17 protein-coding genes are annotated in these 22,051 nt (G+C 38.7%); 5 read left to right on the top strand and 12 right to left on the bottom strand.

From position 1 onward, the window contains the following. Positions 1–30: 30 nt before the first annotated feature. The 3 genes from KBP50_RS04345 to pruA all read right to left on the bottom strand — a co-directional run bounded on the left by KBP50_RS04345 (position 31) and on the right by pruA (position 4,817). On the bottom strand, positions 31–1,011 hold the full coding sequence (locus tag KBP50_RS04345) for an ornithine cyclodeaminase family protein (RefSeq protein ID WP_050350162.1): 981 nt from the start codon (positions 1,009–1,011) through the stop codon (positions 31–33). Positions 1,012–1,589: 578 nt separating this feature from the next. Continuing rightward, positions 1,590–2,507: a proline dehydrogenase family protein gene (locus tag KBP50_RS04340; RefSeq protein ID WP_050350161.1), complete on the bottom strand. Its 918-nt coding sequence runs from the start codon at positions 2,505–2,507 to the stop codon at positions 1,590–1,592. A 762-nt stretch (positions 2,508–3,269) separates the two neighbouring features. Further along, positions 3,270–4,817: an L-glutamate gamma-semialdehyde dehydrogenase gene (gene pruA / locus KBP50_RS04335; RefSeq protein ID WP_050350160.1), complete on the bottom strand. Its 1,548-nt coding sequence runs from the start codon at positions 4,815–4,817 to the stop codon at positions 3,270–3,272. Positions 4,818–5,451: 634 nt separating this feature from the next. Between pruA and KBP50_RS04330 the strand changes: the two genes are divergently transcribed. After that, positions 5,452–6,000 (top strand): helix-turn-helix domain-containing protein, encoded by a 549-nt coding sequence (locus KBP50_RS04330; RefSeq protein ID WP_050350159.1) that lies wholly within the window; start codon positions 5,452–5,454, stop codon positions 5,998–6,000. Between the two features lie 156 nt (positions 6,001–6,156). Here KBP50_RS04330 and KBP50_RS04325 read toward each other — a convergent pair whose 3' ends face one another. The 6 genes from KBP50_RS04325 to KBP50_RS04300 all read right to left on the bottom strand — a co-directional run bounded on the left by KBP50_RS04325 (position 6,157) and on the right by KBP50_RS04300 (position 13,777). Next, positions 6,157–6,753 carry a helix-turn-helix domain-containing protein gene (locus KBP50_RS04325; protein WP_050350441.1) on the bottom strand — a complete coding sequence of 199 codons (597 nt, stop codon included), beginning with the start codon at positions 6,751–6,753 and terminating at the stop codon, positions 6,157–6,159. Positions 6,754–7,025: 272 nt separating this feature from the next. After that, a complete protein-coding gene (locus KBP50_RS04320; RefSeq protein WP_050350158.1) occupies positions 7,026–8,693 on the bottom strand; it encodes a glycoside hydrolase family 13 protein in 1,668 nt (555 codons plus the stop codon). 308 nt (positions 8,694–9,001) lie between these two features. Next, a complete protein-coding gene (locus KBP50_RS04315) occupies positions 9,002–9,790 on the bottom strand; it encodes an endonuclease/exonuclease/phosphatase family protein (protein WP_050350157.1) in 789 nt (262 codons plus the stop codon). Then, positions 9,787–11,442, bottom strand: coding sequence for a PTS transporter subunit IIBC (locus KBP50_RS04310; RefSeq protein ID WP_050350156.1), 1,656 nt, complete (start codon positions 11,440–11,442; stop codon positions 9,787–9,789). Before KBP50_RS04310 ends, KBP50_RS04315 begins: the two co-directional genes overlap by 4 nt. 374 nt (positions 11,443–11,816) lie before the next feature. After that, complete coding sequence (locus KBP50_RS04305) at positions 11,817–12,206, bottom strand: RidA family protein (RefSeq protein ID WP_050350155.1); 390 nt, start codon at positions 12,204–12,206, stop codon at positions 11,817–11,819. Positions 12,207–12,874: 668 nt separating this feature from the next. Then, positions 12,875–13,777 carry a hydroxymethylglutaryl-CoA lyase gene (locus KBP50_RS04300; protein WP_050350154.1) on the bottom strand — a complete coding sequence of 301 codons (903 nt, stop codon included), beginning with the start codon at positions 13,775–13,777 and terminating at the stop codon, positions 12,875–12,877. A gap of 1,057 nt (positions 13,778–14,834) precedes the next feature. On the opposite strand from KBP50_RS04300, the gene KBP50_RS04295 reads away from it, so the two are divergent. The 4 genes from KBP50_RS04295 (at position 14,835) to KBP50_RS04280 (ending at position 17,765) form a co-directional block, all read left to right on the top strand. Then, the gene (locus KBP50_RS04295; RefSeq protein ID WP_175609429.1) at positions 14,835–15,299 is read left to right on the top strand and encodes a MerR family transcriptional regulator; all 465 of its coding nucleotides are present in this window, start codon (positions 14,835–14,837) and stop codon (positions 15,297–15,299) included. A gap of 40 nt (positions 15,300–15,339) precedes the next feature. Beyond that, positions 15,340–15,546 (top strand): YkvS family protein, encoded by a 207-nt coding sequence (locus tag KBP50_RS04290; RefSeq protein WP_050350152.1) that lies wholly within the window; start codon positions 15,340–15,342, stop codon positions 15,544–15,546. A gap of 359 nt (positions 15,547–15,905) precedes the next feature. Then, on the top strand, positions 15,906–16,691 hold the full coding sequence (locus KBP50_RS04285; RefSeq protein WP_050350151.1) for an enoyl-CoA hydratase-related protein: 786 nt from the start codon (positions 15,906–15,908) through the stop codon (positions 16,689–16,691). A 21-nt stretch (positions 16,692–16,712) separates the two neighbouring features. Continuing rightward, on the top strand, positions 16,713–17,765 hold the full coding sequence (locus KBP50_RS04280) for an enoyl-CoA hydratase/isomerase family protein (protein WP_050350150.1): 1,053 nt from the start codon (positions 16,713–16,715) through the stop codon (positions 17,763–17,765). A gap of 98 nt (positions 17,766–17,863) precedes the next feature. Here the strand turns inward: KBP50_RS04280 and KBP50_RS04275 are convergent, their stop codons facing one another. The 3 genes from KBP50_RS04275 to KBP50_RS04265 all read right to left on the bottom strand — a co-directional run bounded on the left by KBP50_RS04275 (position 17,864) and on the right by KBP50_RS04265 (position 21,992). After that, on the bottom strand, positions 17,864–19,324 hold the full coding sequence (locus KBP50_RS04275; protein WP_050350149.1) for a CoA-acylating methylmalonate-semialdehyde dehydrogenase: 1,461 nt from the start codon (positions 19,322–19,324) through the stop codon (positions 17,864–17,866). Beyond that, positions 19,321–20,217: an NAD(P)-dependent oxidoreductase gene (locus tag KBP50_RS04270; RefSeq protein ID WP_050350148.1), complete on the bottom strand. Its 897-nt coding sequence runs from the start codon at positions 20,215–20,217 to the stop codon at positions 19,321–19,323. Before KBP50_RS04270 ends, KBP50_RS04275 begins: the two co-directional genes overlap by 4 nt. A 113-nt stretch (positions 20,218–20,330) precedes the next feature. After that, on the bottom strand, positions 20,331–21,992 hold the full coding sequence (locus KBP50_RS04265; RefSeq protein WP_128743289.1) for an acyl-CoA dehydrogenase family protein: 1,662 nt from the start codon (positions 21,990–21,992) through the stop codon (positions 20,331–20,333). Between the last annotated feature and the right edge of the window lie 59 nt (positions 21,993–22,051).

Genomic DNA, 22,051 nt, shown 5'->3' with positions numbered 1-22,051 from the left:
TGACCATCATTCAAGCAGCTAACAAGCAACTCAATGCATCTTTTGGCCGAAGCCAAGTGAGATAGCTTTTGCGTAAATACCTCTAGCTACAGCTAAATCAAAATAGGCGGTCCCGACCGACTTAAAAAAGGTAATCGCCTCATCAGACGGACGAATCAAATTTGGGTATTCGATCAACTCATTTAATTGCGCAGCAACATTTGAAAAGCTCCAATCACTCTGTTCCGCTGCATAGATTAATTCTCCCGCTTCTTCTTTCGCACTCGCCAAGTCATCCACCACGATTTGATCAGCTTTTGTGATCGTCTCTACATCCACCTCTCTCATCGTAGGAAGAAAGGACCCGACCCCATTTATATGTGTGCCCGGCTGAACGTCCTTCCCATTAAACACAGGAGTATTTGATCTTGTACTACAGGCGACAATATCAGCTGATTGCATGACATCTTGAACATCTTGCACAACCTGAATTGGGATCGTTACTCCCCAGGCTTGCAATTTTTCTTTAAAGTACACTGCTCTTTCGAATGTACGATTAAATAAAATAATATCTTTTATATCTCGAACAGCTAACACACCTAATACTTGTTCAAAGGCCATGGAACCAGTACCGATAACCCCTAGAGTTTTAGCATCAAGGCGCGCCATTTTTTCCGTAGCAATTCCACTTAAAGCTCCGGTCCGTAACCTCGTTAAGAAAGACGCAGTCATCAAACAAATATGTTCTCCGTTTGTAGCATCTGTAAGCAGTAATACACCTTGTGTAGTCGGTTTTTGCTGTTTTGGATTCTCTGGAAAAATACTTACTACTTTTACAGAAGCAATCTCTAATGATAAATCCGCACTCGGCATGTACAAGCCAGAAGCATTATATTTCGGTATCTCAATCACTGTCCGGGGTGGATTCTTAATCATTCCATTATTTTTTGCTTGCAATCCCTGCTTTAAATCTCTAATAGCATCCTGCATAAAATAATGGGTCTGAATTTCTTTTTCCGATAAAATTAACATAAAACAATCCTTTCATTCTCGATTAACAAAAGCGCGGGGCGCCCGTTTAGCAACGTAGCGAATGGAACGAATCACCGAAAAATAAAGTGAACCTTCAATCAGCGGGGTTTTCTTCATCCCTGCTGATTGTTAGTACCACCAGGGTATGACCTAAAGGCCCTTGAACGAATCGGGGATTTAGGTGCTGTTACCTCCCACTTCGACTTGTTTAGCTTACCGCTTCCATTCTTGAAGTGGGAGTCTACAACGCCTTTTTACGGGATAAAGGAATCATGCCACTAAAAACAGGGGTATGCCGACGCCTGAGCGGCAAGCCCGTTTTTAGTCGGCCTTCCTCTTAGTGACGAACTGATGATGACTTATCGTAGGGCATTTCTAAAGTCGCATCGTTGCTGGGCGCTGAAGCCGGACGTGGCTATTCAGTTATTCCCTTATCCACAAGCACCTAATTTTATCGTTTCCTATACACATAAAAAAGGAAGCGAACAAGCTGTTTTTTGTAACATTCTTACTTTTATCGCAGCGGTGTTTTGTGCTATTATCAAGCTTCTGGAGCACCTCTTTTCAACCTATCCGGGCTATTTTTTAAAGATCCCCTTCAACACAAATGCTACATTAGCTGGGCGTTCTGCTAAACGACGCATATTATAGCCAAACCAGTCATCTCCATAAGGTAAATATATTCGAACTTTATAGCCTTCCTGCAACAATCGCTCCTGCAGCTCGAGACGAATTCCATACAGCATTTGAAACTCAAACTGTTCACTTGGTATATCATAAGTTTGTTCGAGTTCTTTCGTGTATGCAATAATATTATCATCATGTGTGGCTATTGCAGTATAATTTCCATTTAACAAATTTTGCTTAATTATTTTTTTATAGTTTTGATCTACATCGGCTTTGTCTGGAAAAGCAACGGTTTCCGATTCTTTATACGCACCCTTCACTAACCGTAAATACGGATTATATTCGTTTAACGCTTGTAAATCTTCTTCTACACGATACAAGTAAGCTTGCAATACCGTTCCTAGATTATCAAATTCCTGCTTTAAGGTTGTAAAAATCTTTAATGTTTGCTCTAACCGCGCATAGTCTTCCATATCAATCGTTACTGTAACCCCTTGCTCTCTTCCTGCTTGTAATATTTTGCGCATGTTCTCCATGACAAGTTCATGCGATATATCTAGCCCAAGTGACGTCAGTTTTAAAGATAGTTCCGCTTGTAATTGTTCTTTAGCAATTACTTTGATAGCCGTGATGCATTCTTCCGCAGACTGTTTCGCTTCAAATTCACTATCAATAAACTCGCCTAAGTGATCAACAGTTACAACAAACCCTTTATCATTTAAAGCTTTAATTTTATTCGCTGCTTCGTGAATATCCACACCAGCTACAAACCGGGAAGCACCAAAACGAAAGCCGTATTTTTTCGCCGCTTTTGTAAGCGTTTTATTATTTGATAGAAATAAAAAGAAATTCCGCATTATTTGCTCCATATAATCTTACCTCCCAACTATCCCCAAACTTTTTATAGAGGTTGTTCAAAAAGTAAGCTAAAAATGACACATCGCTGTTGCCAGTTAGCCTGCTTCTCCGTTCCTGGAAAGAGAGGGTCACCCTTTTCCTACGTGAGAATGGTTTTCGAAGAAGCTTATACTTGTAGCCATGTATTTGCATACATATCTGATCTTCTCCTAAAACCTTCACATCTTGTAGGCAACATAGAGGTCAGTATATCCTGTACAAGCGCGCTACTTGAAAAACTTTGCGTCTTGAACTTAGGGCGCCAGGACGTTTCTAGTTTCGGTTTCTAAACAGGACAGGGAAACTTCGGAGTCGTCGGATCACGCAGATAAAGTTATTTCTCTTTTTAAAGGATATCTGAGGACATTAACAGACCTCTGACCTATTTGCCTTTTTGAACTCATACGTTTAGATAAAATTTTAGCGTTATAGCAGGATAGTGCCAGCTTTTTAATATAAGAATAAATTTTCCATCTAAAGGACTTAGACTCCACGGTTTGTTCACACTGTAATAGGCGTGACCTTAAAGACCTTTGCATAGAAATGGGATTTGACTTGCACTTGGATAATCAACTCTCGCCCTCTAGAATAAAAGACCAGGCCTTCCTTCCAGTTATATAATGGGGTAAAAGCTATCTCCCTCTGGTTGCGACTATTGGTGCAATCAGAGGGAGATATTATTATTCTATTTTGGAAAGTCCCTTATTTACTTTCCCCCCGCTGCTTTACCCAGTTTAAAACATTTCCGAAGTTGTTTTCCCTTGCATGTGGTGAATCAAGTAATCTGGTCCTCCTGCTTTTGAGTCCGTTCCAGACATATTAAATCCGCCAAATGGTTGATAGCCTACAATCGCTGCCGTACAACCACGGTTAAAGTATAGATTTCCAACATGGAAGTCTTCTCTAGCCTGCTCTAAATGGGCGCGATTGTTTGTAATCACCGCTCCTGTCAATCCATACTCGGTATTATTCGCAATCTCTATCGCTTCTGTAAAGTTCTTCGCCTTTGTTAGCCCAACAACTGGCCCGAATATTTCTTCCTGCATAATTCGAGCTTTTGGATCTACATCTGCAAATACGGTTGGCTTGATGAACCAGCCTTTGCTATCATCGCCTTCTCCGCCAGCTAGCAGTTCTCCTTCTTGCTTGCCAATATCGATATAGCTCATTATCTTATCATATGCTGCTTGATCAATAACTGGTCCCATGTAATAGGAATTATCATGCGGATCGCCTACGGTTGTTTTCGCCGCTAACTCTGCAACACGTGCTTTCACTTCGTCATATACATTCTCATGGATAACAGCACGAGAACAAGCAGAACATTTTTGACCTGAGAAGCCAAAGGCAGACTGAACAATAGATTGAGCTGCTAGCTCTAAATCGGCCTCGCTGTCCACAACAATGGTATCTTTTCCACCCATTTCGATAATCGTTCGCTTTAGCCACTTCTGCCCTTCGTGTACAACGGCTGCACGTTCAAAAATACGTGTCCCTACTTCACGTGAGCCTGTAAAGCTTACAAAACGAGTACGGGGATGATCGACTAAGTAATCCCCGACCTCTTTCCCAGACCCGGGAATATAGTTAATCACACCCGCTGGAAGACCAGCTTCTTCTAATACTTCCATAAATTTATATGCAATAACTGGTGTCGCACTAGCTGGTTTTAATAATACCGTATTTCCAGTAACCATAGCAGCAACAGTAGTTCCCGCCATGATAGCAAATAGGAAATTCCACGGTGAGATAACAACACCTACGCCTAATGGTATATAATGAAATTGGTTATGTTCAATTGGACGGCTATTGACTTTTACACCATCTTTTAGTTCAAGCATTTGTCTGCCGTAATATTCCAAAAAGTCAATCGCTTCAGCAGTATCTGCATCAGCTTCTTTCCACGGTTTACCGCCTTCTTTTATTAAATGCGCAGTAAATTCATGTTTTCTGCGACGAATAATAGCTGCTGCACGAAATAGCAAATCAGCTCGGAACTTCGGATCGGATTTACGCCATGTTGTAAATGTTTCATCTGCTACTTGCATTGCTTTTTCAGCCAATTCTTGATTGGCTTTGGAAACATAGCCAACTACTTCATCTTTTTTCGCAGGATTTACAGAAATAATTTTTTCCTCTGTCGTAATGCGTTCGCCACCAATAATTAATGGGTACTCCTTGCCAAGGTCTTTCTCTACTTTTTCTAAGGCTGCTAGCATCTGCTGTCTGTTTTCTTCGACTGTAAAATCTGTAAACGGCTCATGCTTATAAGGTACTACCATCCAAAAAAACCTCCTCAAAAATCATTCTCCCTAAACACAGGAAGCGTTTTCAATTATTTTAAAAAATTCCTGCTAAAAACCATAACCTTGGATACTAAAATTTGAAAACGATGAAGATCGCTTCCACCTCTTATCCGCCTTTGGACAAAATGATTCACTATGTTCGATGAACGGTAGGTTCAAAAGTTCGATACTTTCTCCCGTACAATATAGTGGAAACGATAGTAATTTTCAAAAATTTTACCCTAAAACTATTTAAGTATTACTTAAATTATGGTTAACTAAATTATATGATAGTTTCAGCTTTTTCGTCAACTCATTCTGAATGATAATCAGGATCGGTTTTCTACTCAAAACGTTAGCCAAAAGTGAAATTTTATTTATCCCGCATATAAGGTGCTATAAGACACCCACTTCAAGAGTTGAATAAACCTGTACTGCCACAAGTCTAAGTGGGAAATAGCAACACCTAAATACCCTATTTCGTAAGCGGACTTTAGGTTTTATACCATTAAGGTACTAACAATCAGTGGGGGATGAATGAAAACCTCCACTGATTGTAGATTCACTTTATTACAAAGTCTATAAAATCACAGTGCTAAAGAAATCTAAATAGATTAAAGGAGGCTAATCCATGACACAAACCACACATATCGGAAAAAAAATAAATGAACTACGCAAACGAAAAAAAATAACGTTAAAAATTATCTCTCAGCAAACTGGATTATCGATTAGCTTTTTATCACAATTAGAGCATGGAAAAACATCTGCTACTTTAGAGTCACTTAAAAAAATCTCCGAATCGTTAGGAGTAAATCCTAGTTATTTTTTTAGTGAAACAAACGAAAAAACTCGTTCTGCTATTACTAGAAATATTGTAGATACGACAAATTTAACAGAGAATCGCTTTATTTATAAAGATTTATCTGGTGGGATGAAAGATCCGGCGTTTATTCCAAATTTAATTATTCTTGATCCAGGGGCAAATCGCGGAAATAATTTTTCACATAAAGGTCAGGAATTTTTGTACGTATTAGAAGGTACCCTGACGATTGAGGTAGATGATTACGTAGATGTTTTACAACCATATGACTGCGTATTTCTCGATTCTTCCAAACCACATTATTGGTATAATAAAACGGATAAGCCAATCAAATTTTTATGTATATCTTCAACCGACTAAATATATTTCAGTGAAACAAAAGCTTGAATACTTACAAAAGCTAACGTTACATGCATTTTCTTCCCCTTTTTCATGGCTCCAAAATAATCCACAATGCTACCCACTAGAACGTCGGGGTAAGAAATGATGCAGCTGAGCTTTTGCTTCACTGATTTGTTACAGATTATTATCAATGAAAATGGTCAGCACTCGTGCTGGCTCATTATTGACTGGAATAAACAAATGGGGTTTATCCCCTTTAAAATAGGCACTATCGCCTTGTTCCATATAGTGTTTTTTACCTTCATAACGCAAATGGATAGCGCCTTCCAAAACATAGATAAATTCATCTTGGGAATGGGTATAAGACTCTTCTCTCACATTCATATCTCTTGGTGTAACATGAACAATGGTCGGCTCAACTCCTGTAAACTGGGAGCGATTAGCCAGCAATTCATAGGAATATCCCATGTTATCGTCTCCCACCTTAAATTGTCGTTTGTTGCGAGGAAGTAGTACGAGATCACGATCTTCGTGATCATCTAGTAGCCACGATAACGGAACCTTTAATGCTTCACTTATTTTAGATAATGTAGCAATCGCTGATGCTGTTTGCCCATTTTCTATTTTAGATAGCAAACTTTTTGATATGCCACATTCATCTGCAACCTGTTGCTGTGTTTTCTTTGCCCGTAAACGCATTTGTTTTATTTTTGCACCAATATTATTCAGATTTATGATAATTCTCTCCTTCCACTTTTTAGTCCCTATCATTTTGAGGTTGTACGAGTTTGCAAAAGCAATCATTGCTATATTTATTAAATTTTAGTACAGATGCAAGCTTTCAATAGAGCAGTTATCGAAAGTTTTCGTTATCGTTTGCTATACTTTTAAATATATTTAATCATAGAATAGAAGAAAATGGACGTCAAATCTTACTTTAAATTTTTGCCTGCTTTATCATGCCCTATCTGATAAAAGTTCTAGATAAACAAAGAAGTTAGGTTGTCCGTTTCTGTGACATCCTAACCTCTTTGTTTGCTACATTATACTAATTCATACACTCTAGCTTCATATGGTTTTAACTGAATATGATTGATTGAATCAGCTGTTTCCCTAGCATAATTGCCAAGCAGCAGTTTGCCATTTCTTGATTTAACAGTCTCAGGTAAAACAAACTCCGTTTCTTCAGCAAATAGATTTGTAATGATTAATACTTGTTGATTAGCTTGCGTTCTTGTATAAGCATATATTTGATTGTGGTCTTCTAAAATAAGGTCATAACGTCCATAAACAAATATGTCATTTTCCTTTCTTAACTGAACCAATTTACGATAATAATGATAGATCGAATTTGGGTCAGCTAGTTGATCTTCGACATTAATTTGCTTATAGTTTGGATTCACCTTAAGCCATGGTGTTCCTGTAGTAAAGCCAGCATTTTCATGGTTACTCCACTGCATTGGTGTTCTTGAATTATCGCGACCGTTTTTCCAAATAATTTTCATAATCTCTTCGTGACTTTTGCCATTTTCCAGCTCTTCAGCGTATAGATTTTTGATGGAAACATCATTATAATCTTCAATAGAATCAAATTGCACATTGGTCATACCGATTTCTTGACCCTGGTAAATAAATGGTGTCCCTTGCATCAAGAAGTAAAGTGTAGCTAGACATTTTGCAGATTCCTGCCAATACGCTTTGTCATCTCCCCAAGTAGATACAGAGCGAGGCTGGTCATGGTTTTCTAAGAATAAAGCATTCCAACCCTTCTGTTCTAAACCTTTTTGCCATTTTGTTAATATCTGTTTCAAAGCGTGAATGTCTAAACCACCGGAAATGCTTTTGCCCCAAAGATCGAGATGTTCAAATTGGAACACCATATTGAATTTCCCTTGTTCTTCACCAACCCATAAATGCGCGTCTTCGATTGTAACACCATTTGCTTCGCCGACAGTCATAATATCATAGTTCGCAAATGTTTCTTGTTTTAATTCTTCTAAAAAGGTATGAATCCCTTCTTGGTTCATGTGACCTGCGAATGAAGGTGCATATTTTTTGTTCTCTGGATTTGGTACATCCGGAAAACCTGATTTCTTTTTAATATGAGAAATAGCATCAACACGGAAGCCATCAATTCCTTTATCGAGCCACCAGTTAACCATATCATATAAGCTTTGGCGTACTTCTGGGTTTTCCCAATTTAAATCAGGCTGTTTTCTTGAGAAAACATGTAAATAATAGGCTTCTGTTTTTGCGTCATATTCCCATGCAGACCCGCCAAATATAGAAGCCCAATTATTTGGTTCCTGACCATTTTTGCCTTTATGCCAAATATAATAATCCCGATATGGGTTATCCCTTGATGATCTGGATTCAATAAACCAAGGGTGTTCGTCAGATGTATGGTTAATAACCAAATCCATAATTAGCTTCATCCCACGTTGATGAACTTCTGCCAATAATTGATCAAAGTCTTCCATCGTACCAAATTCAGCCATTATTGCTTGATAATCACTAATATCGTAGCCATTATCATCATTTGGCGATTGGTAAACGGGGCTCAGCCAAATAACATCAATGCCCAAATCCTTTATATAGTCCAGCTTATTAATGACACCTTGAATATCGCCAATTCCATCGCCATTGGAATCCATAAAGCTACGTGGATAAACTTGATAAGCGGTTGCCTCTTTCCACCAAATTTTTTTCATCGCTGTCTACTCCTTCTTCGATTTGCTTTTTATATTGTTAGTTATTAAAATATTAAAAATCTATAAAGTTGAATCTTAAACCAATGGAGGTTTTCACTCATCCCTCACTGATTGCTAGTACCGTAATGGTATAAAACCTAAAGGCCGCTTACGAAATAGGGCATTTAGGTGCTGTTATTTTCCATTTAGACTTGTGGCAGTACAGGTTTATTCAGCTCTTGAAGTGGGTGTCTTATAGCACCTTATATGCGGGATAAATTAGATCCGTTTATTGTCACTTCAATACTTTACAGTTTATCTTTCCTCCCTTACAACACAATAGTTGCCTCAATCCCAAAATGATCAGAAATAATTGGCAAATTTGATCCATTAAAAACGACTTGGGAACGAATAACGTTTACCTTCTCAGAAGAAAAAATATAATCAATGCGCTTTTCCGGATTGCTATTTGTCCAGCCTGCAATATCCCCCTGTACAGTGATACCAGCATCCTTTTCTTTTGCCAATTGATACGTATCGTAATAACCTAGCTGTTGAATATAGTCATATCCTTCATTTTCTGCTGCAGCTTCATTATTAAAATCACCAGCTAAGAAATGGGGGCGGCCATTAGAGACACAGTGTACCAATTGATCCATTTGCCTCCGAAAAGGCTCGGACTCATCATTCCACCACCCCATATGACAGGAATAAAAATCAAGCACTTTTCCGTCTATATCAATGGTCATGCCAACTGCTTTCCGAGTTTTCCAATAGGACAGATCTTCACTCTCGCTTACAAAAAATGACTGCTTGCTGATCACCTTGTGCTTCGTTAATAAAGCAATTCCTTCTTCATACTGGTCATAGGCGATATGTGCATAGTCCCAGACAAATTCATAAGTGGATCCTAACGCTTGTAATTCCTGCTGTAACAAAAGAATAAAGTTATCTTCTTTTAACTCTCCGCTTATACGCCTAGCTGCAATGGACTGACTTACTTCCTGCAATGCAATTACATCGTAGAATTGTTTATGAATCGTTTGTGCTAAAATAGCCAGTTTTTCTAATTGCGCTTCTTCCTGCCAAGAATGGCAATTTAACGTTAATATCTTCACGATTCATCCTCCAAATAATCCTGCACTTTCGATTTCAAGACATCCGCTTTAGGTCCATATATAGCTTGAATGCCCGTTCCTTTTACGACAAGTCCCAGTGCGCCTGTTTTCTTCCAATCAGCTTCTGGAGCAACTTGTTTTACATCTTTCAATGACACACGTAAGCGAGTCATGCATGCATCTACCTCTTCAATATTTTCTTTACCACCTAACATATGAACAATCGTAATTACTTCTTCATCCCCTTGTTGAGCCGCTCCTTTTTTACCATTTGCGCTCGTTGTTGCAGTATCATCATCCGAATAATTTCCAGCTCGTCCAGGCGTCGATAAGTTTAATTTCTTGATGAAAAAATAAAATAAGAAATAACTAAATACGAAAAACACAAGACATGTGAGTACAAAATTGATGACATCCCCAAGAAGTCCTGCATTTATAGCCATTGGTAACCGTGTAAAAAATTCGACTAAACCAAAAGAATGCAAACGCAAATGGATCAGATCAGCAACAGCAAAACTTAATCCTGCTACAACAGCATAGACAAAATAGAGTAGTGGAGCTGCAAACATAAACATAAATTCAAGCGGTTCTGTTACACCGGTAATAAATACAGCAATACCCGCAGAAAAGAACATGGATTTATATTTTGCAAGCTTGTCTTTATCCACATTACGATACATCGCTAATGCTGCACCCATTAACACAGCTGTCGATAAAATCATTTGCCCCATCTTAAATCTAGCTGGGGTCACGTCTTGTAACAAACTATTATATGCTTCCATATCTCCAGCAGCTTTTAAATTAACCAAATCAGATACCCAAGCTAACCATAATGGATCTTGACCAGCTACGGTCTCACCTGCTGTAGCCCCTGTCAAAACCGTATACGTCCCACCTAGTTCGGTATAATTGATTGGAACAGTTAACATATGATGTAAACCGAATGGTAGTAAGAGACGTTCGAGCATCCCCATCGTAAATGGCGCTAAGAACGGCGCTGAATCTTTCGAGCTTGCAAGCCAAATCCCAAAATCATTAATTAATCCTTGGATAAATGGCCAAACAATTGACATAACAAAAGCGATGATAACAGACCACAGGATTACTACAAAAGGAACAAATCGCTTGCCATTAAAAAAAGATAAAGCTTGTGGTAATTTACTATAATTGTAATATTTGTTATAAATGATCGCCCCGACAAATCCCGAAATAATCCCGATGAATACTCCCATATTTAGCGCTGGAGCCCCTAGAATGGTTGTAAAGTAATTATCTACAACGAGCTCACTGCCAAACAGAGACTTGACCGTAGCTTCCGTTTCCGTAAACATATCATTTGTTACACCAAAAACGACACCAGTAATTCGGTTCATTAAAATAAATGCGAGTAATGCTGCAAAAGCCCCTCCTGCTTTTTCTTTCGCCCATGCTCCTCCAATAGCAACTGCAAATAATATATGTAAATTATTTATAATCGCCCAACCTATGTCTTCCATCACTTTACCAGCAGTTAGAATAAACGAAATATCTCCAGTCATCGCAAGAACTTTTCCTAGTGAAATCATAATTCCAGCAGCTGGCATAACTGCAACTACAACGAGCAGCGCCTTTCCTAATTTCTGCCAGAAATCAAATGAGAACATCTTCTCCATGTTGCCTTCCCCTCTCCATGGTAATAAAAACAGCCATTTTGTGCAATCGTTTTCCGGAGTCACATTGACTTACATACACTTAAATTATTTGTAAATTCTTAATAAACAGCTTAATAATAAGCTCAAACTTTACTGTTTATAAAACTATCTGCATTATTTGCGCAAACGATTGCACCGGACGCAGTACCATCATATAGGAGAAAATAAATTAGGTCAATACCTAATTTAATTATTTTTAAATAGAAATTAGTAGACTGCTTGGAGAGAGAATAAAAAATCCGCCGTTTTCGTAAATTGTAGTAATGAAAACTACAACGAAGAAACGAAGGAAATGTATTTTTCATTCGTGCCATCCAGTTATAAACTAGCAAATTTTACGCTTCTTTACATGCCCAGGCATCAATTTCAACTTTAAATTGAGGTGCTGCTAAAGCAACTACATACACCATCGTAGTGCAAGGCAGATGGTCCTCTAAAAAATCACTTATCACTTTTTTTCGTTCTGTGGCATCTATTTCTCCGACTAAGTAAAATACCAATTTCGTATTATCTTTTATTTCCATATTAGCTTTCAATAAATTATTTTTTATATTTTGAAATGTCAATTTCAATTGTTCTAAAGGATTCTCCGGGACATTTCCATCTACATCCATACCTAATTGTCCAGAAATGGTTAACCACCTCATCGGGTTTGAAACTTCGATTTGATGCACATAAGGCGCCACGGGAGAATGAACACTTTTTGGATTTCTAGCGGTTTTCATACTATTATCCTTCCTCGTATATTATATTTAGACGTTATTATTTCGCCCATTGTTTGTTACATTTTAATTTGTTTTACTGCTTGAGAATTTTATACGTGCGTTGAACTCGTCCCTTTACACTACAGGCGGACGCTTTCCTCAGGTCTTCTTGAGCCTCCTCACTCGCAAAAAGCGCTCGTTGCGGGGTCCGGGGGCTCATGCTTTTCCCACAGGAGTCGACGCCTTGCGTTCCAAGCTACTTATTACCTGCGCATGCTATTACTGGATATGTCCATTTCTTGGACGTTCTAAGATGTTCCTAAATTATGGTCTTAGGATCATTTAGGACAATTTTTTTCCTCCTTGTGGGTTTGACCACATTATAAAGACTGTTTCCCAATGTGCGTTTCGACCTTCATACACGTAGGCTGTGCACCTTGATGATTCGAACTTGGATGGTAGTAGCGTAGATAACTGAAGCTTAAATAGCTTTCATATCCTTTCATCAATTTCAATATTTTACATTTAATTACTGGTCTAGTTTCTTAATGCCTTTTTTAAACAAGTTGTACCTTGATAACTTCATATTTAATTTATTTTCTACTTGACATATCACTTTTTCTTTTTAAACGTAATATTGAAATATTATTTCAAAGAGAGCTTTATAGAGGCAAAAAACAAAAGTCTTTCTAATAATTACTTGCCTGAGAGGCTACCGTTTTACTCGGTAGCTGTTTGCCAAGTTTATCTTGTATATATAAAGCAGCTTGTTGCATTTTCTCTTCTTTAATACCGGTTTTAATTCCCAAACCATGCAACAGATAGAGGACATCATTTGTTGCTACGTTCCCTGCCGCTCCTTTTGCATATGGACAACCTCCCAAGCCGCCAACTGAACTATCAAAGTGCGTAATGCCATACTGCAGGGACGTCAAAATATTTGCTATTGCCATTCCTCGCGTATCATGGAAATGAAGAATTAATTGTTCCGGATTAAAATGCGACAGCATCCGTTCCAAAAGTCTTTCGACCTGTGAAGGTACTGCTGTTCCAATCGTATCTCCCAATGAAATTGCATCTACTCCATCAGCAATCAGCTGATCACATACACGAAGTACTTGCTCCGGCTCCACCTTCCCTTCATAGGGACAATCAAAAACGGTTGACACATAACCAGTCACATTCTTACCTGCCGTCTTTGCTTCTCTGATCACTTCGCGTAATACGGGATACGTTTCTGCAACAGTTTTATTAATATTTTTTTTGTTATGTGTTTCACTGACAGACATGAATACAGATGCTCCATCAATTCCCGCTTCTAAAGCATGCTCTAAACCCTTTAGATTTGGAACAAGTGCAGAATAAAACACGTTCTTATTCCGCTTTATTTTTCTGCCTACTTCTCGAGCATCTTTTAATTGAGGAATCCATTTCGGATGTACAAATGAAGAATATTCAATCTCTCCAATTCCTGAGTCGGATAACATATTAATCCATTTTACTTTATCTTCTGTGTCAATAAACACCTTCTCATTTTGCAAACCATCTCTTGGACCTACTTCCTTAAGATGAATAAAATCAGGATAATTCATTTTCCTCCCCCTCTCTTAACAGTAGATGACCTTCCTTATGCCAACGCTTTTTTCGTACAACTAGCTGACACTTTAAAGTTGAACCTCTATATGGCGTTCGGAATATGCTCACAGCAGGTTATACCTCGTATCCCACCGAAGAAGGGCACCTCTAAAAGAATGCGTTTTCAATATAAAGCAGGATATTAACCTCGATTTGTTACTCCAAATATAAGAAAACCCCCTCGTTACTTGTTCATATCACAAAGATACGACCTAGCGACCTCAGAACAGGATCGGACAATTGACGAGCAACTGATTTCTAGATTTACCCTTGGTTTTCAACTTGTAGCATGGAAGGGCGGAGCTTCCTACCAGTTACATAGCGGATTAATAAATTGCATAGCTGCGCTGTGTTTAATTATATAAATATTCGATTAGGTTTCCTTTTATTCAACATTGTTGAATAAAGTATATTACAAAAATTCAGGTATCGTCAACCAGTTATTAACTTTTTCCTATATACATCTTTGTTTAAACGCTTCTGCCACCACTCTTTACACCACTGTATGCAATCTGCCTCATTTAATCTCAGACAAATTACTTATTTATTCCACAATTTTTACATAATGCTACCATGTCCATGCAATATCATATATTATGTAATTTATTTTGCAGGTAAAGTATATCTTATAATAAGTAGTCAAAAAGCGAGTAAAAAGGACCGAGGTAGGCTAAGGTCTCAGGCGTTCTTGAATAAAGAGAAAACACTTTTTCCACTTGTAATGCGTAGTTTCCCTGTCCTGTTCAGGTGCTGACACGAACACGTCCTGGGCGGTAAAATTTTTGGGTAACGAGCTTGAATAGGGTGCGTTGATTGCTATGCCCCTCCCAGAACCTAGGGGGGTTAGCAAAAGATGATAGGGGCAGTTAGTCTATTGCTTCCTCGAAACTCATTCATACGCTAAAGAAGACGCTTCTCTTTTCAAAACAGGCGGAGAAACAAAGTCAACATAGAAATTCGGGACGTATTTTTAGTGTGCTTTTTGATCAACTTCATATAACCTTACCTAAGAAAGTGGTGACATTAGTGGAATTACTAAGCCTTCAAGGATTATCACATATTGTAGGTGTTCCACCATCCATTCTGACAACATGGGTAAAACAGTTTGCAATGTATGTACCCAAAGTTCAAGAGGAAGAAGGAAATTTTTATCTTCCTGAAGCAATTGATGTTTTAAAATACATTAAACAATGTAAAAAAGAACGGTATAGTTGTACCGAGATTGAAAATTTATTAGTAACAGAATACGCGGTCTTAGACAAACAAAATCTTGAAAATAAGGCCGACCCCGCAGTTCATCAAGTAGATGATAAAGAAACAATTCGTTGTATGATGCAAACAATCGGCTTAACCGTATCCAATATCAATCAATTATCTGAATCATTCCATGCATTGGAACACAAATATAGAGAACAAACAAGAGAATTAAACAAATTAAAAAAACAATTAGAGCTGCTTCATAGCAAGCAAATTCATTAAATTTCATGCAGAGGTTTTTTTGACAAAGAGGAGGTATATTATGTTTAAACCCGATACAAAAACTGCCAAGCCAGGAGATATAATCGAATTTAAAAAGGAAGACGTTGTATTACAAGGAAAGGTGCTGCCTTCAAGTTGTAAGCGAAGTATTATTGTTGATATTTCAGAAGCACATAATTTAACTCAATTAAACCACAGCTTTTCTACGACCGTCGTAGCTCATAAAAATTACCGCGTTATCGGCTAGGCCGCCTAATTTGAACTGTCGGTCATTGATTTGCTGAAAATGATTGCACTGTTTCCCATTTGGACACATATCAATGCAATCAATAAATGAAAGATGAATAGTAATTTGTGGAATCACTTTTATATCATGTATAATTGTATAGACAGTTATACATGATTTTTTATGAACTAGAATGCTAGTTTTAAATTTGGTTCTCATTGTAAAGTGAAGAGAAAAAAAACAAATCAACGAATTCAAAGCTTCTGAGCGCCTCTCCCATTTTTTTAGCATGCAAACTTAATGCGCTACGTAAGCTTTGGCATAGGATTTGCTTTGTTTATACAAAAGCAATCTTTGCATTAGATAAGGAGGAGCTTGATATGGAATTAAATCATCTAACAGTAACCTATGAAGAACACATTGCTATTTTGACATTAGATTCACCGCCGGCAAACGCGCTATCTTCAGCTATGATTACGGAAATGCGTGCAACACTCCAACAAATTGAAAATCAATCCGATGCACATGCTATTATTTTAACTGGTGCTGGAAAATTTTTTGCAGCTGGTGCGAATATTAAAGAATTTGTACCTGCCATGGGAGACTATCAAAAAGGAATTGATATGTCTAAGGCAGGGCAGGACTTATGCAATGAGTTAGAAGCTATGAAAAAACCTGTTATTGCAGCAATAAATGGACCAGCACTTGGCGGAGGACTAGAAGTAGCCATGGGCTGCCACTACCGAATTGCCTCTGATAAAGCAACAGTTGGTTTGCCTGAAGTAAAACTCGGCCTTGTCCCATCATTCGGCGGAACACAACGACTTTCACGTATTACTGGCGTAGCAACGGCATTAGAATTAATCCTTACCGGGAAACATATTGACAGTCATCAGGCACAGGAATTAGGCATTGTTCAAGTAACGGTTGCCGCGGACGAACTAATGACTACTGCCAAAACAATTGCTCATTCCTTTGTTGAGGGGAATAGTATGCAAAGTGTTACGAGAGCTGTTGAAAGCGTCGTTCAAGGCGCACGGAGATCTTTTGCAGATGGCTTACAAAGAGAAAATGAAATCTTTGGGGAGTTATTCTTAACAGATGACGCCAAAGAAGGGGTTCAAGCTTTTGTTGATAAACGTAAGCCTGATTTTCGCCACCAATAATACATAGGAGGTAACGTAACGATGAGCGAGGTTTTACTTTCCAAACCAGAGCAAGGAATTGCAACCATTACATTAAATCGACCAAAAGCGATTAATTCTTTAACGATAGATATGCTTCTACCAATTCACGATGCATTATTAGCATGGGAAAAAGATCCTGATGTGCGTATTGTCATCCTAAAGGGAGAAGGTCAAAAAGGATTTTGTGCAGGTGGAGATATAAAAACATTATATCACGCAAAAGAAAACCATGAAGCTTTTGAAAAAGCGATGGAATTTTTCCGAATTGAATATGCTACGGATAAGCTTGTAGCTAATTTTCCTAAGCCTATCATCGCGTTACTTGATGGCGTTGTAATGGGGGGAGGTGTCGGGCTTTCATATGGAGCAAGCCACCGCATTATAACAGAAAAAACGAAATGGGCGATGCCTGAGATGAACATTAGCTTCTTCCCAGATGTTGGTGCAGCTTATTTCCTTAATCAAGCTCCTGGTTACGCAGGACGATATTTAGCTCTGACATCCAATATCATAACAGCTGAGGACATATTATTCGCCAATGCTGGTGACTACTATGTAACAGAAACACAATTACAACATTTGATAGAGGCAATCCATGCTGTCAATTGGTTACAGGAAACGGATGTAGAGTCAAAATTAACCCAATTAATCCAGATTGTTGAAAGCACCCCAGAAGGCAAAAGCTTGTTATCTAACAATCAGGAACAGATCGATCGGCATTTTGCATTTCAAACCATCGAGGAAATCATTGATTCTCTTAACTCGGATTCTGACCCATTTGCTGTCGAGACAAAAGATACGATACTATCCAAATCGCCTATTTCCTTGAAAGTTACGTTGGAACAACTCATACGCGGAGAAAACAAATCGCTCGCCGCTTGTCTGGAAACCGACCTTATCATTGCCCAGAACTTCTTAAAAACAAACGACTTTTATGAAGGAGTTAGATCTGTCGTTATCGATAAAGATAGGCAGCCTGTTTATCAATATAAGCAGTTATCAGATATAACTCATTCCCTGGTTGAATCTTTTTTTCAAGTTGAAGAGGGATGACAGAAGTTGCGCAATGGCGTAGAGAGAAATAGTGCTAAAGCCTGCTTTTCGTGACTAACACCCACGAAAAGCAAGCTTATTTTAATTACATGATCATGTTAAAACCAGCGCTCCGTTACCACTTTCTTTCTCGTATAAAATTGCACACCATCTTTTCCATTCGTTCCTAAATCCCCATAAAATGAGGCTTTATTTCCAGCAAATGCAAAAAAAGCCATTGGTGCAGGTACGTTTACATTTACACCAACCATCCCAGCATCAATCTGCTCTCGAAATGTTTGTGCTGACTTCCCGCTTGCTGTATAAATCACAGCTCCATTTGCAAATTTCGATTGATTTGTAAGCTCAATGCCCTCTTGTAAATCGTTCACTCGAACAACACTTAATACCGGGGCAAAAATTTCATCCTGCCAAATGGTCATATCTGGTGTAACATGATCAAAAATAGTCGCACCAACGTAGTAGCCACCTGGTGTCTCTTCCTTGATGATTCTTCCATCTACTAAGAGCGCAGCACCTTCCTCTACCCCTTTGTCAATATAACGCACCACTTTATCTTTATGAGACTGACGAATTAATGGACCGACAAATGTCGTTTCATCTAAGCCGTCACCAGCCTTTAATTTCTTCGTTTCTTCTATTAATAATTCCAAAAAATCGTCGGCAATTTCATCTACAACCGCTACGACAGAACAAGCCATGCAGCGCTCACCACTGCTTCCGAATGCTGCACCAATAACACCCTGCACTGTCTTTTCCAAATTACAATCCGGCATGACAATGGCATGATTTTTCGCACCTGCCAATGCTTGCACGCGCTTTCCATGGGCAGTACCAGTCTGATACACATGCTTTGCAACTGGTTCTGAACCCACAAAGGAAATAGCCTCAATATCCGGGTGTTCCAATACACGATTGACGACCTCTTTTCCACCATGCACCAGATTCAGAACACCATCAGGGAAGCCAGCTTCATAAAATAACTCTACTAACTGTTCTGCTAGCACCGGTGTTCTTTCTGACGTTTTTAAAACAAATGTATTTCCACACGCAATGGCTAGTGGATACATCCAAAGAGGGACCATCATTGGAAAGTTGAACGGTGTAATCCCTGCGACTACACCTAGCGGATAACGCCAAATAGATCCATCAATACCACTGGCAATCTGCGGTAGCGCGTCACCCATCATTAAATTTGGTGTTGAAGTTGCCAATTCTACGACCTCAATGCCCCGTTGCACTTCTCCCCTTGCGTCTCGCAATGATTTTCCGTTTTCCATCGTAATTATTTTTGCTAATGCCTCTTTATGCTCTTTTAACAGTTGCAAATAATTAAATAATAAGCGTGAACGGTTAGGAACAGGTACATTAGCCCATTCTTCGTAAGCTGCTTTGGCAGCCACTACTGCCTGATCTACATCCTCTTCCGTAGATAGTACAACTTGAGCAATAATTTCTCCCGTTGCTGGATTAGGAATATCTTGCCTTTCCGTTCCAGTTGATGTAACCCATTTATTGCCAATATAATTTTTCATTACTTTTACTTCTTGAGAAATCATTTCGCAGCCTCCCTTTTATTCGACTGTTCCAATACCCGTTGATAAAGAACAGCCATATCCTGATCTCCATAGCCTTCTTTTTCCACTTGTTGATACAAAGATAATAATGTTTTGCTAATTGGTAAGTCGAGTTGATTCTCTTCAGCAACTTGCATGGCAAACTCTAAATCTTTACGCAATAACTTCAAAGAAAATCCTGGTTCATAGTCATTGTTAGCAATAAACGTTTGATAGTTTCGTTCGTATATACGGCTTTGCCCATAGCTAACACTGAGCATCGAATACAAATCATTTAAATCAATATTTTTTTTATTGGCAATATGCAGTGCTTCACTTACTCCCGCTGTATAAAACCCGATTAGCAAATTGTTAATCAATTTCACAGTTGTACCACTATCAATCTGTTCATTCACATGAAAAATATTCCCGCCGATTACTTCAAAAATTGGTAAGACTCGCTCATATACAGCTCTTTTTCCTCCGACCATAACGGTCAACGTTTGCTGTTCGGCGCCAATTACACCACCACTTACTGGTGCAGCGAGAAAAGGAATGCCTTTTTCTGTGCACGATTTATCAAGCATTTGATTTAGCTCAGGGGAAACAGTGCTTGTGTCAACCAATATTTTACTGCTGTCACCTTGCTCAACTAACCCCCTTTCACCCAAAAATACTTCTTCAGCCGCTTTCACTGATGGGAGGCTCGTCAAAATAATATCACATGCAGCCAGCACTTGATGGATACTCGTTGCAATTCCTCCACCTCGCTCCTTAAACGTAAGCGTAGCCTTTTCATTAATATCATATCCAGTAACCGAATAACCTTCTTTCACTAATCCAGTTGCCATTGGCAAGCCCATTTTTCCTAAACCGATAAAACCAATTCGCTCCATGCTCTTCCCCCTTTTTATTTACTTCTTCCTAAAGATATTTCGTACTAGTTTTTAGTGTGTTCATTTACTCATACAATGCCTCTATGAAGTAAAAGCTTCCATTGAAGTAGAGTTTAATAGCCGTTATGGTCAATAATCTCTTTGGCAATTGCCTGCTTCTTGGCAAATACATTCGAATACGTCACAGGTAATGAGCGGATATCGCTTATTTGTTCCTCATATTGTTCACTTTTGGCTGGGATAGAAGCCAAAAACATTGTTGTATGATTTTCAATCCGCCTGAATGTTTCCTCACATAAAACGTCGGTTAATTGCGCAGCTAACGAGTTCTTTTCCGATGCAGCTTTAATCTCTGCAGCTTTCATCAGATAAATATCTTCTAATATAAGAGCTATTCGATGCAAATAAAATTGATTCATCTGCTGGAGATTACCCATTTCAGAAAGCGCATTCAAAACATAGCGCAACAACTGATTTGCATAACGAATAAACATATTTTCTTCATTTTCAGCAGGCGGAACAACAGAACTATCTTTTGTATATTGCTTTAAAAATGCTTTAGCAGTTGTGAGACGATTAATTTCATTCGTCCCTTCAAAGATTCGATTAATTCTGGCGTCCCTATAGATACGCTCCACTTCGTACTCTTGCATATATCCATACCCACCGTGAATTTGCACTGCTTCATCGATAACATAATCCAAGGCTTCTGAAGCTTTTACTTTGTTAATAGAGCAAGCCATCGCATAGTCGCTGAGTCTTTCCAATATCTCTTCTGTATCTTGATCCAACTCGTCTAACATACTCGCAGTATAATACGCAGCACTTTCGGCTCCATAAATTTCAAGCGCCATATTGGCTAGTTTTTCCTGCACCATCTCAAAGTGAATAATTGCTTGCTTAAACTGCTTTCGTTCCTTCCCATATTCTACAGCAATACGAAGCGCTTGCTTGGAAGTCCCAATATTTGCAAAAGCGAGCTTTAAACGGGCTAAATTTAATATGTTCAGAGCAATTTTGTGCCCTTTTCCAACTTCGCCAAGAATAGCATCATTTACCAATGGAACATCTTCTAAAATCAAGGTTGCTGTCGAAGAACCTTTGATCCCAAGCTTCTTTTCTTCTGGACCTATAGACACACCTGGTTGGTCACGCTCCACGATAAAAGCGGTAATTCCTTCTATGGTATTCGCAAATACGACGTACACTTGTGCAATATGAGCGTTCGTTATCCATTGTTTTTCCCCATTTAATACCCATCCCGACTCTGTTTTCTTGGCAATTGTTTTAGGAGATAGTGCATCTGATCCAGCGTCTGGTTCTGTTAATGCATATGCTCCGATCCACTCTCCGGACACCAGTTTCGGTAAATAGCGTGCTTTTTGCTTTTCCGTTCCAAAATACACAAATGGTAATGTGCCCACACCTGTATGGATATTGAAAGATACGCTAAACGACCCACCATATCCCAATTTCTCGGCAATGATACCCGCTGTCCGCTTGCCCATTTCCAAACCACCATATGCTTCAGGTACTTCAGCTCCTAACAAACCTAGTTCACCTGTAGCTCGAAACAATTCACGAGCAACGTCATAATCATGTGCTTCTAGTTTATCTAAATTTGGAGTCACTTGTTCTTCCACAAACTTGTCAATCATCGAGGCGAGAAGTTCTTCTTCCTCAGCAAAAGGATTTGCGGAATGCTGCTGCAAAAAATGCTGTTTATTCGGAAAAACAGAATACTTGTCATGAAAACTTAACTTTTCCACTGTTATCCCCCCCTTTATATATATTATTGCAAATTTCATACCAAACTAAAGATTAGCAATAATAA

This window comes from Virgibacillus pantothenticus (genome assembly GCF_018075365.1).
In the GTDB taxonomy this organism is placed as follows: Bacteria; Bacillota; Bacilli; order Bacillales; family Amphibacillaceae; genus Virgibacillus; species Virgibacillus pantothenticus.
Note: the sequence above shows the minus strand (reverse complement) of the source record. Positions and strands in the feature narration are given on the sequence as shown.

Excerpts from the sequence above, each read along its gene's own strand:
- KBP50_RS04310 (WP_050350156.1), bottom strand. The coding sequence starts at position 11,442 with ATGGAGAAGATGTTCTCATTTGATTTCTGGCAGAAATTAGGAAAGGCG.
- KBP50_RS04320 (WP_050350158.1), bottom strand. The coding sequence starts at position 8,693 with ATGAAAAAAATTTGGTGGAAAGAGGCAACCGCTTATCAAGTTTATCCA.
- KBP50_RS04340 (WP_050350161.1), bottom strand. The coding sequence starts at position 2,507 with ATGGAGCAAATAATGCGGAATTTCTTTTTATTTCTATCAAATAATAAA.
- KBP50_RS04345 (WP_050350162.1), bottom strand. The coding sequence starts at position 1,011 with ATGTTAATTTTATCGGAAAAAGAAATTCAGACCCATTATTTTATGCAG.
- KBP50_RS04270 (WP_050350148.1), bottom strand. The coding sequence starts at position 20,217 with ATGGAGCGAATTGGTTTTATCGGTTTAGGAAAAATGGGCTTGCCAATG.
- KBP50_RS04325 (WP_050350441.1), bottom strand. The coding sequence starts at position 6,753 with ATGATAGGGACTAAAAAGTGGAAGGAGAGAATTATCATAAATCTGAAT.
- KBP50_RS04305 (WP_050350155.1), bottom strand. The coding sequence starts at position 12,206 with ATGAAAACCGCTAGAAATCCAAAAAGTGTTCATTCTCCCGTGGCGCCT.
- KBP50_RS04275 (WP_050350149.1), bottom strand. The coding sequence starts at position 19,324 with ATGATTTCTCAAGAAGTAAAAGTAATGAAAAATTATATTGGCAATAAA.
- KBP50_RS04300 (WP_050350154.1), bottom strand. The coding sequence starts at position 13,777 with ATGAATTATCCTGATTTTATTCATCTTAAGGAAGTAGGTCCAAGAGAT.
- KBP50_RS04285 (WP_050350151.1), top strand. The coding sequence starts at position 15,906 with ATGGAATTAAATCATCTAACAGTAACCTATGAAGAACACATTGCTATT.
- KBP50_RS04280 (WP_050350150.1), top strand. The coding sequence starts at position 16,713 with ATGAGCGAGGTTTTACTTTCCAAACCAGAGCAAGGAATTGCAACCATT.
- KBP50_RS04290 (WP_050350152.1), top strand. The coding sequence starts at position 15,340 with ATGTTTAAACCCGATACAAAAACTGCCAAGCCAGGAGATATAATCGAA.
- pruA (WP_050350160.1), bottom strand. The coding sequence starts at position 4,817 with ATGGTAGTACCTTATAAGCATGAGCCGTTTACAGATTTTACAGTCGAA.
- KBP50_RS04330 (WP_050350159.1), top strand. The coding sequence starts at position 5,452 with ATGACACAAACCACACATATCGGAAAAAAAATAAATGAACTACGCAAA.